The 14,558-nt window shown below is 46.3% G+C and carries 16 protein-coding genes and 1 tRNA gene; 1 reads left to right on the forward strand and 16 read right to left on the reverse strand.

Annotated elements, in window-relative coordinates:
- The 5 genes from B3O33_RS00510 to B3O33_RS00530 all read right to left on the reverse strand — a co-directional run.
- On the reverse strand, positions 1 to 771 hold a 771-nt coding region (locus B3O33_RS00510; protein ID WP_292362721.1), incomplete at its 3' end, for an NADH-quinone oxidoreductase subunit D.
- A complete protein-coding gene (locus B3O33_RS00515; RefSeq protein WP_292362375.1) occupies positions 771 to 1,439 on the reverse strand; it encodes an NADH-quinone oxidoreductase subunit C in 669 nt (222 codons plus the stop codon). The genes B3O33_RS00515 and B3O33_RS00510, both read right to left, overlap by 1 nt.
- Positions 1,440 to 1,448: 9 nt before the next feature.
- Positions 1,449 to 1,937: a NuoB/complex I 20 kDa subunit family protein gene (locus B3O33_RS00520; RefSeq protein WP_292362374.1), complete on the reverse strand. Its 489-nt coding sequence runs from the start codon at positions 1,935 to 1,937 to the stop codon at positions 1,449 to 1,451.
- On the reverse strand, positions 1,928 to 2,284 hold the full coding sequence (gene ndhC, locus B3O33_RS00525) for an NADH-quinone oxidoreductase subunit A (protein WP_041354701.1): 357 nt from the start codon (positions 2,282 to 2,284) through the stop codon (positions 1,928 to 1,930). Before ndhC ends, B3O33_RS00520 begins: the two co-directional genes overlap by 10 nt.
- 149 nt (positions 2,285 to 2,433) lie before the next feature.
- Positions 2,434 to 4,245, reverse strand: a complete 1,812-nt coding sequence (locus B3O33_RS00530) for a sensor domain-containing protein (protein WP_292362722.1) — start codon at positions 4,243 to 4,245, stop codon at positions 2,434 to 2,436.
- Between the two features lie 334 nt (positions 4,246 to 4,579).
- Here B3O33_RS00530 and rarD point away from each other — a divergent pair, with 334 nt between their 5' ends.
- Complete coding sequence (gene rarD / locus B3O33_RS00535) at positions 4,580 to 5,452, forward strand: EamA family transporter RarD (protein ID WP_292362372.1); 873 nt, start codon at positions 4,580 to 4,582, stop codon at positions 5,450 to 5,452.
- Positions 5,453 to 5,519: 67 nt separating this feature from the next.
- Here the strand turns inward: rarD and B3O33_RS00540 are convergent, their stop codons facing one another.
- From B3O33_RS00540 to B3O33_RS00590, 11 genes are all read right to left on the reverse strand, one after another.
- Positions 5,520 to 6,125 carry a YceI family protein gene (locus B3O33_RS00540; RefSeq protein ID WP_292362371.1) on the reverse strand — a complete coding sequence of 202 codons (606 nt, stop codon included), beginning with the start codon at positions 6,123 to 6,125 and terminating at the stop codon, positions 5,520 to 5,522.
- A gap of 186 nt (positions 6,126 to 6,311) precedes the next feature.
- Positions 6,312 to 6,396: transfer RNA gene (locus B3O33_RS00545), tRNA-Leu, on the reverse strand.
- Positions 6,397 to 6,414: 18 nt separating this feature from the next.
- A complete protein-coding gene (gene secG / locus B3O33_RS00550) occupies positions 6,415 to 6,741 on the reverse strand; it encodes a preprotein translocase subunit SecG (protein ID WP_292362370.1) in 327 nt (108 codons plus the stop codon).
- Positions 6,742 to 6,749: 8 nt separating this feature from the next.
- Positions 6,750 to 7,529 (reverse strand): triose-phosphate isomerase, encoded by a 780-nt coding sequence (gene tpiA / locus B3O33_RS00555; protein WP_292362369.1) that lies wholly within the window; start codon positions 7,527 to 7,529, stop codon positions 6,750 to 6,752.
- Positions 7,530 to 7,632: 103 nt separating this feature from the next.
- Entirely contained in the window at positions 7,633 to 8,982 is a 1,350-nt protein-coding gene (gene glmM, locus B3O33_RS00560; RefSeq protein ID WP_414673256.1) for a phosphoglucosamine mutase, read from the reverse strand.
- Positions 8,975 to 9,814, reverse strand: a complete 840-nt coding sequence (gene folP, locus B3O33_RS00565) for a dihydropteroate synthase (RefSeq protein WP_292362368.1) — start codon at positions 9,812 to 9,814, stop codon at positions 8,975 to 8,977. The genes glmM and folP overlap by 8 nt, the downstream gene beginning before the upstream one ends.
- Positions 9,815 to 9,826: 12 nt before the next feature.
- On the reverse strand, positions 9,827 to 11,728 hold the full coding sequence (gene ftsH / locus B3O33_RS00570) for an ATP-dependent zinc metalloprotease FtsH (RefSeq protein WP_292362367.1): 1,902 nt from the start codon (positions 11,726 to 11,728) through the stop codon (positions 9,827 to 9,829).
- Between the two features lie 45 nt (positions 11,729 to 11,773).
- Positions 11,774 to 12,391, reverse strand: coding sequence for a 23S rRNA (uridine(2552)-2'-O)-methyltransferase RlmE (rlmE, locus tag B3O33_RS00575; protein ID WP_292362365.1), 618 nt, complete (start codon positions 12,389 to 12,391; stop codon positions 11,774 to 11,776).
- Between the two features lies 1 nt (position 12,392).
- Entirely contained in the window at positions 12,393 to 12,860 is a 468-nt protein-coding gene (locus B3O33_RS00580) for a DUF4149 domain-containing protein (RefSeq protein ID WP_292362364.1), read from the reverse strand.
- Complete coding sequence (gene greA, locus B3O33_RS00585; RefSeq protein ID WP_292362363.1) at positions 12,861 to 13,337, reverse strand: transcription elongation factor GreA; 477 nt, start codon at positions 13,335 to 13,337, stop codon at positions 12,861 to 12,863.
- Positions 13,337 to 14,558 (reverse strand): ATP-grasp domain-containing protein (locus tag B3O33_RS00590; RefSeq protein ID WP_292362723.1); only part of this gene is annotated, 1,222 nt, incomplete at its 5' end. The genes B3O33_RS00590 and greA, both read right to left, overlap by 1 nt.

A 14,558-nucleotide genomic window follows, 5' to 3' on the forward strand; every position in this document is an offset into this window, starting at 1 on the left:
CTTACGTCGTAAATCCCACTCGACGCCACTGCCACGTAACATTGGCCCGGTGAATCCCAGTTGCAATGCACGTTCCGGTGTCACTACACCAATACCCACCGTGCGTTGTTTCCAGATACGGTTATCGGTCAGCAGTGTTTCATATTCATCGACACATTTTGGGAATCGCTGACAAAAATCCTCGATAAAATCGAGCAAACTGCCTTCACGGCTTTGATTTAACTTTTTGACTTCGGCATCAGAATGCCATTTGGATTTTTGATACTGCGGCATGCTGTTGGGTAAATCACGATACACTCCGCCGGGACGGTAATAAGTAGCATGCAAGCGGGCTCCGGATACCGCCTCATAGCAATCCATCAAATCTTCACGTTCCCGGAAGCAATACAGGAATACAGTCATGGCACCGATATCCAGACCATGTGCTCCCAGCCACATCAAATGATTCAACACCCGGGTCATTTCATCAAACAAGACCCGGATGTACTGTGCCCGGACTGGAGGTTCAATCCCTAACAGTTTTTCGATAGCCATGACATAAGCATGTTCATTACACATCATCGACACATAATCCAGCCGATCCATATAGCCGATGCTCTGGTTATAGGGTTTGGATTCGGCCAGTTTCTCCGTACCGCGATGCAATAAACCGATATGTGGATCAGCGTGCACAATCACTTCGCCGTCCATTTCCAGAATCAGCCGTAATACACCATGTGCCGCCGGATGTTGTGGACCAAAATTCAGGGTGTAATTTTTAATTTCAGCCATTATTTCTTGACCTCATTATGAGGTTGCAGATACCGGTTATCATCTCGAATCACCCGTGGCACCAGCGTTCGAGGCTCGATACTGACGGATTCATATATCACCCGTTTCTGCTCAGCGTCATAACGCATTTCCACATTACCAATCAATGGAAAATCCTTGCGGAACGGATGTCCCACAAAACCGTAGTCGGTCAGAATGCGTCGTAAATCATGGTGGCCTTTAAACAGGATACCGAATAAATCAAAAGCTTCGCGTTCATACCAGTCTGCTGAATACCAGATACTGGTCACCGAATCGATAATCGGAGTTTCAGCAATTAAATCCACTTTCAGACGCAGTCGATTATTGTATTTTACGGACAGCAGGTGATAAACCACGGCATAACGAAAGCCCTCGTCAACATTATCAATCTGCGAAAATGCTTCACGAGCCCGGCTAAAACCATGTTCAGTCGCCTGTTTGGTTTCCCAGCCACTATTACCGTAAGCCGAATAATCCACTCCGCATAAATCAATTAACTGAGTAAAGGCAAACTCATCGCGCAAAGCTGTACATACCGGAATAATCTGCTCCGCCTCAACATGAATCGTCACTTCGCCACGATTAAACTCACATTCCACCAGTTGATTGGCAAAATGCTGTTCCAGTTTATGTTTAAGCGATTCCATGCAACAACCTTATGCCTGCACGCTTTTAGCGATGGTATTGGTTCGCTGAATTTTTTTCTGTAACTGAATAATGCCATAGAGCAAGGCCTCAGCCGTTGGTGGACAACCCGGCACATAAATATCCACCGGCACAATGCGATCACATCCACGAACCACCGAATAGGAATAATGATAGTAGCCCCCACCATTGGCACAGGAGCCCATTGAAATGACCCAGCGTGGCTCTGACATCTGGTCATAGACTTTACGCAGTGCCGGTGCCATTTTGTTGACCAGCGTACCGGCGACAATCATCACATCTGACTGACGCGGACTGGGTCGAAACACCACACCGAAACGATCCAGATCATAACGTGAAGCCCCGGCATGCATCATTTCAACAGCACAACAGGCCAGACCAAAGGTCATCGGCCACAAGGAGCCTGTTCTCGCCCAGTTGATCAACTTATCTGCCGAGGTGGTCACAATCCCTTCGTGGAGAACGCCTTCTATTCCCATTCCAGGGCTCCTTTCTTCCATTCATAGATAAAGCCCACCACCAGAATGCCCAGAAACAGGAACATGGCCAGCAAACCAAACACCCCGATTTCATCAAGCACAATGGCCCAGGGGAATAAAAAGGCTATTTCCAAATCGAAAATGATGAACAGGATGGCGACCAGATAATAACGCACATCAAATTTGCCATGCGTGTCTTCGAAAGGTTCAAAACCACATTCATAGCTGGAGCGTTTTTCGGCATCAGGCCGCTGCGGCCCGATAATAAAACCTGCGATCAGCGGCATTACACCAAAGCCGATGCCGATAATGATAAACAACAAAATGGGGAGGTATCCCTCTAACATGTCGCCCTTCCACTCTCTCGAGATTTAGTGTCTTTGTGACACCTGATAGTTATTATTGTTTTTGTTCATTCAAACTTATTTGATCAACTCCCGATAGTACACATTAACGTGCAGCATTTGAAGCGCGTATTTAGATCGTTTATTACAGATTACCCGACGAGCTTCAACAGTAATTGGTCAGGATGAACGGGTTTACTGTAATAATAACCTTGTACGTAATCACATTTCATTGCCTTGAGTGATATGGCCTGCTCTTCTGTTTCCACGCCTTCAGCCACCACTTTCAAACCGAGTCCATGTGCCATGGCTATGCTGGCATTAACCAGTTCCCGATCCGCTGAATCAGTAGTCATATCGTTAATAAAACTACGATCAATTTTTACAATGGCAAACGGATAGCTTCGAAGATAACTGAGTGAAGAGTAGCCAGTACCAAAATCATCCATCGCCATATCAATGCCCATTGCCGTAAACGACTTGAATAACTCATCGGTCATCAGGTATCCGCTTAATAACACACCTTCGGTAATTTCCAGTTCCAGTGTATGAGGATGAACTGGGTATTTCTGTAATTGCTGTTCAACAAACCCCAATAATCCCGGATCACGAAACTGGCAGGGAGAAAGATTGATAGCCATCCGGAAACCCATCTGATGTTTTTGCCATTCGGCAGTCTTTTTTATCGCCGACTGCATCACAAACTCACCAATGGGAACAATCAATCCCGTCTGCTCCGCTACCGGGATAAATTCATCCGGACCAATAGGTCCCAATTGTTCATTTTGCCAACGTAATAAAGCCTCTGCCCCCGTCATTTTGCCGGTTGCCAATTCAATTTGCGGCTGATAGAGAAGATAAAACTCACCCCGCTCCAATGCCCCGTACATGTACTGTTCTATGAGCAATTTTCGCGCCGCATCACGGTTCATCGATTCGGTATAATTTACGAAAGTGTTTCGGCCACTGCTTTTGGCATAAAACATAGCAGTATCGGCCTGTCGCAGCAATTGTGAAGCATGATGGCCATCTAAAGGATAGGTAGCCACACCGATGCTTAAGGTCAGTGTTATTGTCTGTTCATCAATCATAAATGGCTGGCGGAATTGTCGGACCAGATTTTCCAGAATGGGCGTAATCTCTTCCGTAGAATGCATATCTGCCAGTAACACGATAAATTCATCACCACCAAGCCGACCGAGAATATCGCGATGACGAATATGTGATTGAATACGCTGTGCAATCTGTATCAGTAAGGCGTCTCCAGCTTCATGTCCCATTGATTCATTGATTTTTTTAAAATCATCCAAATCCAGACATAAAACCCCCACCAGATCATTATTGTGGCGAGCCAGTTCCAATAATTGAGCTAAACGATCCATGGACAGGAAACGATTTGGCAGGCCAGTTAACGTATCGTAATGCGCCAGACGAAGTATTCTTTCTTCCTGCTGCTGGCGCATCGTAATGTCAGATATGACGGCAATAAGCCCCACTAACTCATCTTTATCGTCATAGATATAATCCCAGTTATATTCCAGGATTTTTTGCTGGCCATCAGCTGCAAGATTGATGGTGACTAACAGCTCTGGCTTGGGTTGATTCGTGACCAGATCATTAAATATACGTTTAAATTGTTGTTTGGCATTTTCATCGGGTTGATAATCCCATATATATCGTCCAATCAGCTTATCAGGTTGAATGCCAAGGATCTGATGGTGTGCCTGATTACTGAAAGTTACACGTCCCTGCAGATCACATTCCTGAATACCACACGGCACATTATCGAAAATAACGCACAACTTTGACTGACTATCCTGCAAAGCATCGATAAGTTTGCTTTGCGACAGCCACAAACGTTGTATCAACAGCCAGACCAGAAAGGCGGTAATAGTCACAAAAAACAAACCTTTATAAGTCTGTAATCGAGACAACAACTGGCTATCATCGGTTATGCGTTGCATCAGTTGATCAGAAAAAATTATCCAAAGTGTGGCAAAAAGGGCATAACTCAAGGCTATCCTCAGCGGTGCAAAAAAGCCGGCTTTTCGCAACTGAACCAGCCGGTTTTGCAATTGGTTAAGCCTTGTTCTGATCACCTGACCTCCCTGTTTACTCCAACCAGTACTTTCATCGATATGAACTTTTGACACAATAATGCTTTAAAAAATCGTTTACATAAAATAATTACGTAAACTGTCCATTTTGCATAGCTATTGTATTACTGTGTGCAAGGCCGCAAGACCCTGGCCAATTTACAATGGATTCCGATAACACTTTTTCAAAGCAAAGTAATTTATGTATGGCCTGATATTCGCTATTGCTGCTTATGTAATATGGGGTAGCTTCCCGCTTTATTTCAGTTATCTGAACAGCGTTTCAGCAGTTGAAGTATTGTCGCACCGAATCCTATGGTCTTTGCTTGCCACCACTCTGGTTGGATTATTACTCGGCCGTGGACGCAAATTGATCAAGACCTTTGCAGATAAAAAATTGCTGTTGTGGCTGGCATTATCCTCATGCCTGATTGCCATAAACTGGCTGATATTTATCTGGGCTGTTTCACAACACCGAGTACTGGAAGCCAGTCTCGGCTATTTCATTACACCGGTAATGAGTCTGCTATTGGCCAGATGGTTGCTCAAGGAACAATTACATCCGTTACAGGCGTGGGCCGGGGTTCTGGCTACCATTGCTGTTTTATGGGAATGGTTCAGCTTGGGTAGTTTGCCTTGGGTGGGGTTATCACTGGCTCTGGCATTTGCCTTGTACGGGCTCATCCGAAAAAAACATCCGGTGGATGGCGTAAATGGCCTGACGATAGAAACCTTATGGTTAGCACCTGTAGCCTTAGCCTGGATTTTGTGGCAGGCAGCCAACTCTGATTATGACCTGGCGTTTGGTGACTCTGCCCAATTAACTCTACTACTTATTGGTTCCGGTCTGCTCACCGCCTTACCGCTTGTATTGTTTGCCATGGCGGCCAGTCGAGTCGACTTATCCGTAGTGGGCTTCATCATGTACATTAATCCTAGCATCCAATTTGTTATTGGTGTATTTGTACTAAAAGAAGCCTATCCGCCGGAAAGACTGATTACCTTTGGCCTGATCTGGATTGCTTTAATATTCTTTATCGCTGGTATGTGGAAAAAACATCGACAGCGCTCTTAGCGGCCGGTAATTTTTAAAACAATGCTTTCGAGCCGTGTCGATATAAAAGTCTACAGACCTTACTCTGTTACGGATTAAAAAACAGAGTAGCAGTCACTGGTACGGCAAGTGTAATTGACGGCAAACCAGCCACATCGCGCAATGCATTGACGCCTTCAACCAAATTAAAATCTTCCGCTTTGATCACCACAGGCGCCGTCGTGGCGACCATCAATTTACCCGACTCCAGTGCCGTAACCTGTAACTGCGCAGGAAATGTCTGTGTTTGACCATGCAAATCGAGTTTTAGCTCAACATCCTGAGTGATTGTCTGTCCAGTCTCGAGAGCTTTTACAGCAATAATATCAACATCTGCCGCTAACTTTGCCAGCGGAAAGTTAACGGTATCAAACAGCATAGCCTGCATACGTTCATCACGGATGGGAATGTTGGTATTGACACTATTCAAATCAATGACAAGTTCGGCTTTACCACTATCTGACAAACTGCCGGTGATGGTTTTAAAAGTATGTAGCTCGGCAATGGAAGTTGACTTGACTGACATGAAATGCAGTTGCGAATCGGTTTGGTCAAGATCCCAGTCGGCATAACTCATTCCGGAAGTAACCAACATCCCACTGGCCAACAATGCAGCAGATAATTTTTGATAGTGTTGAAACAACAGCTTAAGCATAAAAGTCCCTTCTCTGTATTATTCGTAACGCCTGTGACCAAATGTCACTGAGAATGTTTCCACATCAAAACAAGACCGGTTAACCAACGGGTAAAAGCCCATGAGTTCTGTAAACGGTAATTTGTTCCAAAGCAGCCAGATACAAAAAAGCCAAGTATCTGCTTTACAAATACCTGGCTTCGAAATTGGTGCCGTCGGCCGGAGTCGAACCGGCACACCCTAAGGCACTACCCCCTCAAGATAGCGTGTCTACCAATTTCACCACGACGGCAATTAACTGAGGGATATTTTACGGAAACTCTGGAAGATCCGCAGGGCTTTCTTCTACCGGTTGTTCAATCACCACTGAATCCGTAACACTTTGTACCCGATCGGTGTTACCTGCCAGATAAGCCAGCGTCAGGCTGGTGATAAAAAACACTGTCGCCAGAATCGCGCTGCTACGGCTGAGAAAAGAAGCTGAACCCTGACTGCCAAACAGACTAGCAGAAGCACCGCCGCCACCGCCACCGCCAAAAGCAGCGCCGGCATCCGCACCTTTACCGTGCTGGATTAAAATCAAACCTACTAACAATAGCGAGATCACAACGTGAATCCCAAGAATCAACGCATCCATTTAATTTCCTAATTTTGAGCTGCAGCCTGACAGATTTGAACAAATTCATCGGCATCACGTGAACCGCCACCGATTAATCCACCGTCAATATCCGGCTTGGCAAATAATGGGGCAGCATTATTACCTTTTACGCTGCCGCCGTAAAGTATTCTGAGCGATGCGGCAATTTTCGCATCATGTTTTGCCACTCGCTGACGCATGAAAGAATGCACATCCTGCGCCCATTCCGGGCTGGCTGTCTTACCGGTACCAATGGCCCAAACAGGTTCATAAGCCAGTACCGCTTTTGACAACATTTCGACGCCTTGTTGCGCAATCACAATATCCATCAGCCGTGCCACCATCTCTTCTGTGCGGCCCATTGAGTGTTCTTCAGGACTTTCACCTATACAGATAATCGGGGTGATCCCATGACGTAACGTCATCTCGTATTTTTCTGCGATGATGTGATCAAGAAATACCTGATCCAGGTTCAGTTCGGCATATAAACCACGTCGTTCCGAATGACCAATCAAGACATACTGACAACCAAAATCCCGCAACATGGCCGCCGAGATTTCACCCGTATAAGCACCGGAATCAAACTGAGAGACGTTTTGAGTGCCCCAATACATGCCCGTGCCCGTTAAGGCAGACTGTACCTGTTGTACATAAAGTGCGGGTGGAAATAAGGCAACATCAACCGATGCAAAGGAGTCTCTTTGCGCCAGTATCGCATCAAGCAACAGTTTGTTACTTGCGCTAGAGCCGTTCATTTTCCAGTTACCAGCGACCAGCGGTTTGCGCACAGACACCTACTCTTATTTAAGGATTAATCATAAAGGTTACCGACTGGCCGTTGATAAAGCAATGTCATCGCCCGTTATCTTTTTGGCCTGAAACGTTACCGCATTATCCCTGCAGAATTGTCTCAATCTGCTCTGCCAGTGACTTGGATAATTGGTTTGTGCGTGTCGCATCATGTCCCTCGACCATGACCCGAATAACCGGCTCGGTACCAGAGGCTCGCAACAACACTCGGCCCTCATTACCGAGCTCGGCCTCAACACTTTCTACTGCTGTTTGAATTTCCGGATAATCCTGTAAATTCACCAGTTTATTAATCCGCACATTTATCAGTCGCTGCGGATATTTAATCACCGCTGAACGCAGTTCATGCAAACTGCTGCCAGTCTGCTGGATTTCAGCCAGCACCTGTAATGCCGCCACAATACCATCTCCGGTACTGGTTTTATCAAGACAGATAATATGTCCGGATGCTTCACCACCTATCAGGCCATCGACCTGCTGTAACTTCTCCATGACATACCGATCACCCACATTGGCGCGATGTAATGTGATGTCGTGTTTTTCAAGTGCGTGTTGCAACCCCAGATTCGACATCTGGGTGCCGACGACATGCCCTCTTCCCAATCCCATACGCTGTCTGCCACGTGCAATGATAAACAGAATGTCATCGCCATCCACCAGTTCACCTTGATGGTCAACCATAATGAGACGGTCGCCATCACCATCAAGGGCAATACCTAGGTCAGCCTTGTGCTCTAAAACACTGGCTTGTAACAAGCGTGGTTCGGTTGAGCCACAATTCTGATTGATATTCAGTCCGTCCGGATCGGCCCCCATTAAAATAACTTCGGCACCCAACTCACGAAATACATTTGGCGCAATGTGATAAGTGGCACCGTGAGCACAGTCCACCACAATCTTCAGATTCGATAAATCGACGCCAGTGGAGATAGTACTTTTGCAAAACTCAATATAACGACCTGCCGCATCGGCTATCCGATGTGCCTTGCCTAAATGAGCAGAATCCACCGTTTTAATAGGTTGATCCAGCATCGCCTCAATTGCCAGTTCTACTGAGTCCGGTAATTTTGTCCCCTGATCAGAAAAAAACTTAATGCCGTTGTCATGATAAGGATTATGCGACGCACTGATCACAATACCGGCCTGGGCATGAAATGTTCTGGTTAAATAAGCCACCGCCGGGGTAGGCATCGGCCCCATCAGATAAACGTCTACGCCGGCAGCTGAAAGCCCTGCCTGCAATGCTGATTCAAACATATAGCCTGAAATACGCGTGTCTTTACCGATGAGTACTTTGCTATTTCGCTCTTTGGCGAGAACCCTTCCCACCGCCCAACCGAGCTTTAATACAAAATCCGGAGTAATAGCACCATCGCCCACCCGGCCTCGGATGCCATCAGTACCAAAATAACGTCGTTTTTGTTCAATCAAAATCGTTAACCTGCATTACATGTTCACACAATCGTATTGCCTGTAGCGTCTCACGCACATCATGACTGCGAATAATTTTTGCACCCTGCCAAACCGCTATTGAGGCTAAAGCCAGACTTCCAGCCAAGCGTTCATCAACCGAAACCTTCAACATAGCACCGATAATGGATTTACGAGAGACACCAACCAAAACCGGAAGGTCCGATTCGGTGAATACCGATAAATGTTTCATTAAGCGCAGATTATGGCGGGCATTTTTACCAAAGCCAAATCCAGGGTCCAGAATAATTCCTGAACGCGAGATTCCCGCTGCTTCACAGGCAGCAATCCGCTCAGACAGAAAGTTATTCACTTCATTGACCACATCGACATAGTGGGGATGTTGTTGCATGGTTTGAGGTGTGCCCTGCATATGCATCAAACATATCGGTACTCCCAGGTCCGCGGCGGCCTGTAGCGCACCTTCGCCACGCAGCGCATTGACATCATTTATCAGGCTTGCACCGGCCGCTACTGCAGCTCGCATGACATCGGCTTTCATAGTATCGATAGAAATAACCACATCAAGCTCAGCATGAATAGCTTCTATTGCAGGAACAACACGGTGGATTTCTTCTTCAATGCCAACAGGTTCAGAGCCGGGACGAGTCGATTCGCCACCAATATCAATAATGGTGGCGCCATCAGCAACTAACTTGCGGGCTTGTTCCAGGGCTTTGTCAGCAGAAAAAAAACGCCCGCCATCCGAAAAGGAATCAGGCGTTACATTGACGATGCCCATAACCTGCGGGGCGGACAAATCCAGTGATTTTCCCGCAAAGTCCATGATCATGGTTTAACTATCTCAGTTTAATTGATCAGCAGGTTTACCCGTCGGTTCCGGGCCATCTTCATCAGGTTTTGCCGATGGTGGCGGCGTTGATGATTTGTCATCCCAGCCTTTTGGTGCACCTGGTTCACGGCCTTCCATAATGGCATCGATCTGATCACTGTCGATGGTTTCATAAGTGATCAATAGTTTGGCCATGGTATGCAATTTATCGAGATTTTCCGTCAGAATATTTTTTGCCCGATCATAGTTACGGGTAATCAAGGCACGAACATCTTCATCAATCTGCTTGGCTGTTAAATCAGATACGGCTTTGTGCTGAGTGACACTACGACCAAGGAACACCTCGCCTTCATCTTCACCATACGATAAAGGTCCCATGTTGTCAGAAAGTCCCCATTTGGTAACCATATTGTGTGCCAGCTCGGTTGCGCGTTGAATATCATTCGACGCACCTGTAGTCACCGCTTCAGCACCAAAAATCATTTCTTCAGCCAGTCGACCGCCATACAAACTGGATATCTGACTTTCCAGTTGTTGTTTGGTATAGCTGTAACGATCTTCCGTTGGCAGAAACATGGTGACACCTAACGCTCGACCACGTGGAATGATACTGACTTTATAGACCGGATCATGACCCGGAACGCTACGACCAACAATAGCGTGGCCAGCTTCGTGGTATGCGGTCAGTTCTTTCTCTTTATCACTCATGACCATGGAACGGCGCTCTGCACCCATCATGATTTTGTCTTTTGCCAGTTCCAGATCGTTCATGGAAACCAGGCGTTTATTGGTGCGTGCTGCAAATAAAGCGGCTTCGTTGACCAGATTGGCTAAATCCGCACCGGAAAAGCCAGGTGTTCCACGCGCGATGACGCTTGGATTTACATCTTCATCAGCGGGTACTTTACCCAAATGTACTTTAAGGATCTGTTCACGGCCACGAATATCAGGCAATGGCACGACTACCTGTCTGTCAAAACGACCTGGACGTAACAATGCCGGATCCAATACGTCAGGACGGTTAGTTGCGGCAATAATAATGACACCTTCATTACCTTCAAAACCATCCATCTCAACCAGTAACTGATTCAGGGTTTGTTCACGTTCATCGTTACCGCCACCTAAACCGGCACCACGATGCCGACCAACCGCATCAATCTCATCAATAAAGATGATGCAGGGAGCATGTTTCTTGGCTTGTTCGAACATATCACGAACGCGTGATGCACCAACACCCACAAACATTTCGACGAAATCAGAACCTGAAATGGTAAAGAAAGGCACTTTTGCTTCACCGGCAATGGCTTTAGCCAGCAGAGTTTTACCCGTACCTGGTGAACCCACCATCAAAATACCGCGAGGAATACGACCACCCAGCTTCTGGAATTTACCAGGATCACGCAGGAAATCGACTAACTCATGTACTTCTTCTTTGGCTTCTTCAACACCAGCAACATCTTTGAAGGTCACTTTAACCTGATCTTCATTGAGCATACGGGCTTTGCTTTTACCAAATGACATAGGGTTTTTGCCACCACCGCCCTGCATCTGACGCATAAAGAAAATCCACACGGCTATCAGTAAAAGCATCGGGAACCAGGAAATGAAGATCTGCATCAACAGTCCAGTTTTTTCGACTGGCTCTGCTTTGATAGCAACACCGTTATCCAGCAGATCGCCAATTAGACCGGGATCATATTCAGGACTGAAGGTGGTAAATTGGCTTCCATCAGTTAATTTACCGGTTATGGTGCGTCCCTGAATATCGACACTGGAGACCGCACCGTTTTTCACATTACTGATAAATGTCGAATAATCCATTTCGCTCTGCTTAGTTTGTTGCGGACCGAAATTGTTAAATACCGACATCAATACCATCGCGATGACGACCCATAAAACAATGTTTTTCATCATGTCACTCAATGTTTGTTACCCCTAGTAACGTTAGTCTTTTTACTGTCATTTCAATCCACGTCCGAGTAGATATACTTCACGGCTCCGTGCGCGTGAGGCATCTGGTTTACGGGTAGTCACTTTAGTAAAGTGAGTACGCATGGACTTCAAAAAATCATCAAAGCCTTCACCCTGAAAAACTTTGACCAGAAAATCGCCCTGTTTACTTAAGTTATTAATTGCAAAATCCAAGGCCAACTCAACCAGATGCATACTGCCTGGCTGATCTATCGCATCCACACCTGTCATATTGGGGGCCATATCCGATAATACAAGGTCTATCGATTGTCCGGCCAATACTTCATTCAACTGATCCAGTACATGGTCTTCACGAAAATCACCTTCAATGAAATGCACTCCGCTCAGTGGCGTCATTGGCAAAATATCCAATGCAATGACTTTACCTTTGTCACCGACACGATGCAAAGCATAATCAGACCATCCACCGGGAGCAGAACCCAAATCGACAACCGACATGCCATGACGGATTAACTTATCTTTCTGATCGATTTCTTCCAGCTTAAACGTCGCTCTGGAACGATAACCTTTCTGCTGAGCTTTTTTGACATAAGGATCGTCAAAATGTTCTCTAAGCCAATTATGACTGGATTTACTTCGCGCCATATCAGGTCTGCCGTGCAGTATGTTGTTTATCGGTACTCAATACCAGCAACAAACCGGCAATGCTTAACATCAGATACAAATTTTGACTCAGCATATGCAGACGTTCGAAACTCCCGGCAAGCTCTGTATTCATACGCCAATTATCGATGGTTTTGATACTGGCCATTTCAGGTTGAATATACATACTGAATATCAATGTAATCATCAGCATGACAATCAATACCCAGAAGCGCCATGAATGTATCGCCCTGCCCCGCTGGATACTCAGTTTACCGAGTAAAATTAATGTTCCACTGATGAGACCAATTACATTGACAGCAAAAAACAGTTTAGCGGCATATTCGGCAGCAACCAGTGTTTCAAGGCTGACAAAAGCAAGCGGAACTGCCAGATAACCAATAGACCATAATGCACCTACCCACAATGTCAGTAACAGGCGTTCGCCGATGGTTTCAGAGAGGTTCAACATTTAATCCAGATAATGGATGCCGGTAATTTCATATTCAATCGCCCCACCAGGAGCCTGAACGGTTGCAATATCATCGACTTCTTTACCAATCAAAGCACGGGCAATCGGTGATGAAATGGAAATACGGTTCAATTTAATATCCGACTCGTAATCACCGACAATTTGATAACGCACTTCATCATCAGTATCGATATTCAACAAATCCACTGTCACACCAAACACAACACGACCGTCTTTTGGCAGGGCAGTTGGATCAATTACCTGACAATCAGCCAACGTTGATTCCAACTCCTGAATACGACCTTCTGTGAAGCTTTGCTGCTCACGTGCGGCATGGTATTCAGCATTTTCTTTTAAATCACCATGAGCGCGCGCTTCAGAAATCGCATTGACTATAGCTGGACGCCTGATGGTTTTCAGTTCATGTAGTTCATCTTTCAGTGCCTGGGCACCACGCTGGGTAATTGGAACGGCCATTAAATCAATTCTCCATGTAATGACTGTAAACGATTCACTGAAACGCTGTCTTCACAATGCAAGGCCAGAATCGTGGCACGAGCAGCAGCCAGAGTCGTGGTGTAATTCACCTGATGTTGCAATGCCGCGCGGCGGATCTCTCTGGAATCGGCTACGGCCTGGCGACCTTCAGTTGTGTTCACAATCAGAGCGATTTCATCGTTTTTGATCATATCCACGATATGCGGTTGACCCTCTGCGACTTTCTTCACTCGTTCGCAAGGCACGTCAGCCTCCATCAACGTTTGCTGTGTTCCACGAGTCGCCAGCAACGAAAAGCCTAAGCCTAACAAATCTTTGGCAATCTTGATAACCGCCTGTTTGTCTGCGTCGCGAACCGAGATAAAGGCTTTACCACCCACTGGCAGGCTGACAGAAGCCGCCAGCTGTGATTTGGCAAAGGCTTCGCCAAAGGTCCGTCCAACGCCCATGACTTCACCAGTGGATTTCATTTCCGGCCCCAGAATCGGGTCAACACCCTGGAATTTAATGAATGGGAAAACGGCTTCTTTGACAGAATAATAAGACGGAATCACCTCTTCAGTAACACCCTGCTCTGCCAGACTCATGCCCGCCATGCAACGTGCAGCCACTTTCGCCAAAGGCACACCGATGGATTTTGACACATAGGGCACGGTACGTGATGCACGTGGATTCACTTCCAGTATAAAGATACGGTCGCCCTGTATAGCAAACTGCGTATTCATTAAACCAACTACACCAAGCTCAAGCGCCATTTGTTTTACCTGAACCCGTAACTGGTCCATGATTTCCTGGCTCAGGCTGAATGGTGGTAACGCGCAGGCAGAGTCGCCTGAATGCACACCAGCCTGTTCAATATGCTCCATAATGCCGCCGATAAGCACTTCCTTACCGTCACATATCGCATCCACATCAACTTCAATCGCATCATCCAGGAAACGATCCAGCAATACCGGAGAATCGTTGGAAACCGATACAGCGGTCTGCATGTAACGTTGCAGTTCTTCTTCGTTGTAAACAATTTCCATCGCACGGCCGCCCAAAACATATGAAGGACGAACCACGAGTGGATAACCAATCTCGGCAGCCAGTGAAACAGCAGTATCGACTGAATGCGCCAAACGATTTGGCGGCTGCAGCAAACCAAGTTTTTCGACCATTTGCTGGAAACGTTCGCGATCTTCCGCATGGTCAATCGCA

This window comes from Methylophaga sp. UBA1464, assembly GCF_002325665.1.
Taxonomy (GTDB): domain Bacteria; phylum Pseudomonadota; class Gammaproteobacteria; order Nitrosococcales; family Methylophagaceae; genus Methylophaga.

Coding starts and splice junctions, on each gene's coding strand:
- B3O33_RS00515 (WP_292362375.1), bottom strand. CDS start 1,439: ATGGAATCGCTTAAACATAAACTGGAACAGCATTTTGCCAATCAACTG.
- B3O33_RS00520 (WP_292362374.1), bottom strand. CDS start 1,937: ATGGGAATAGAAGGCGTTCTCCACGAAGGGATTGTGACCACCTCGGCA.
- ndhC (WP_041354701.1), bottom strand. CDS start 2,284: ATGTTAGAGGGATACCTCCCCATTTTGTTGTTTATCATTATCGGCATC.
- B3O33_RS00530 (WP_292362722.1), bottom strand. CDS start 4,245: ATGCAACGCATAACCGATGATAGCCAGTTGTTGTCTCGATTACAGACT.
- rarD (WP_292362372.1), top strand. CDS start 4,580: ATGTATGGCCTGATATTCGCTATTGCTGCTTATGTAATATGGGGTAGC.
- B3O33_RS00540 (WP_292362371.1), bottom strand. CDS start 6,125: ATGCTTAAGCTGTTGTTTCAACACTATCAAAAATTATCTGCTGCATTG.
- secG (WP_292362370.1), bottom strand. CDS start 6,741: ATGGATGCGTTGATTCTTGGGATTCACGTTGTGATCTCGCTATTGTTA.
- folP (WP_292362368.1), bottom strand. CDS start 9,814: ATGATCATGGACTTTGCGGGAAAATCACTGGATTTGTCCGCCCCGCAG.
- ftsH (WP_292362367.1), bottom strand. CDS start 11,728: ATGATGAAAAACATTGTTTTATGGGTCGTCATCGCGATGGTATTGATG.
- rlmE (WP_292362365.1), bottom strand. CDS start 12,391: ATGGCGCGAAGTAAATCCAGTCATAATTGGCTTAGAGAACATTTTGAC.
- B3O33_RS00580 (WP_292362364.1), bottom strand. CDS start 12,860: ATGTTGAACCTCTCTGAAACCATCGGCGAACGCCTGTTACTGACATTG.
- greA (WP_292362363.1), bottom strand. CDS start 13,337: ATGGCCGTTCCAATTACCCAGCGTGGTGCCCAGGCACTGAAAGATGAA.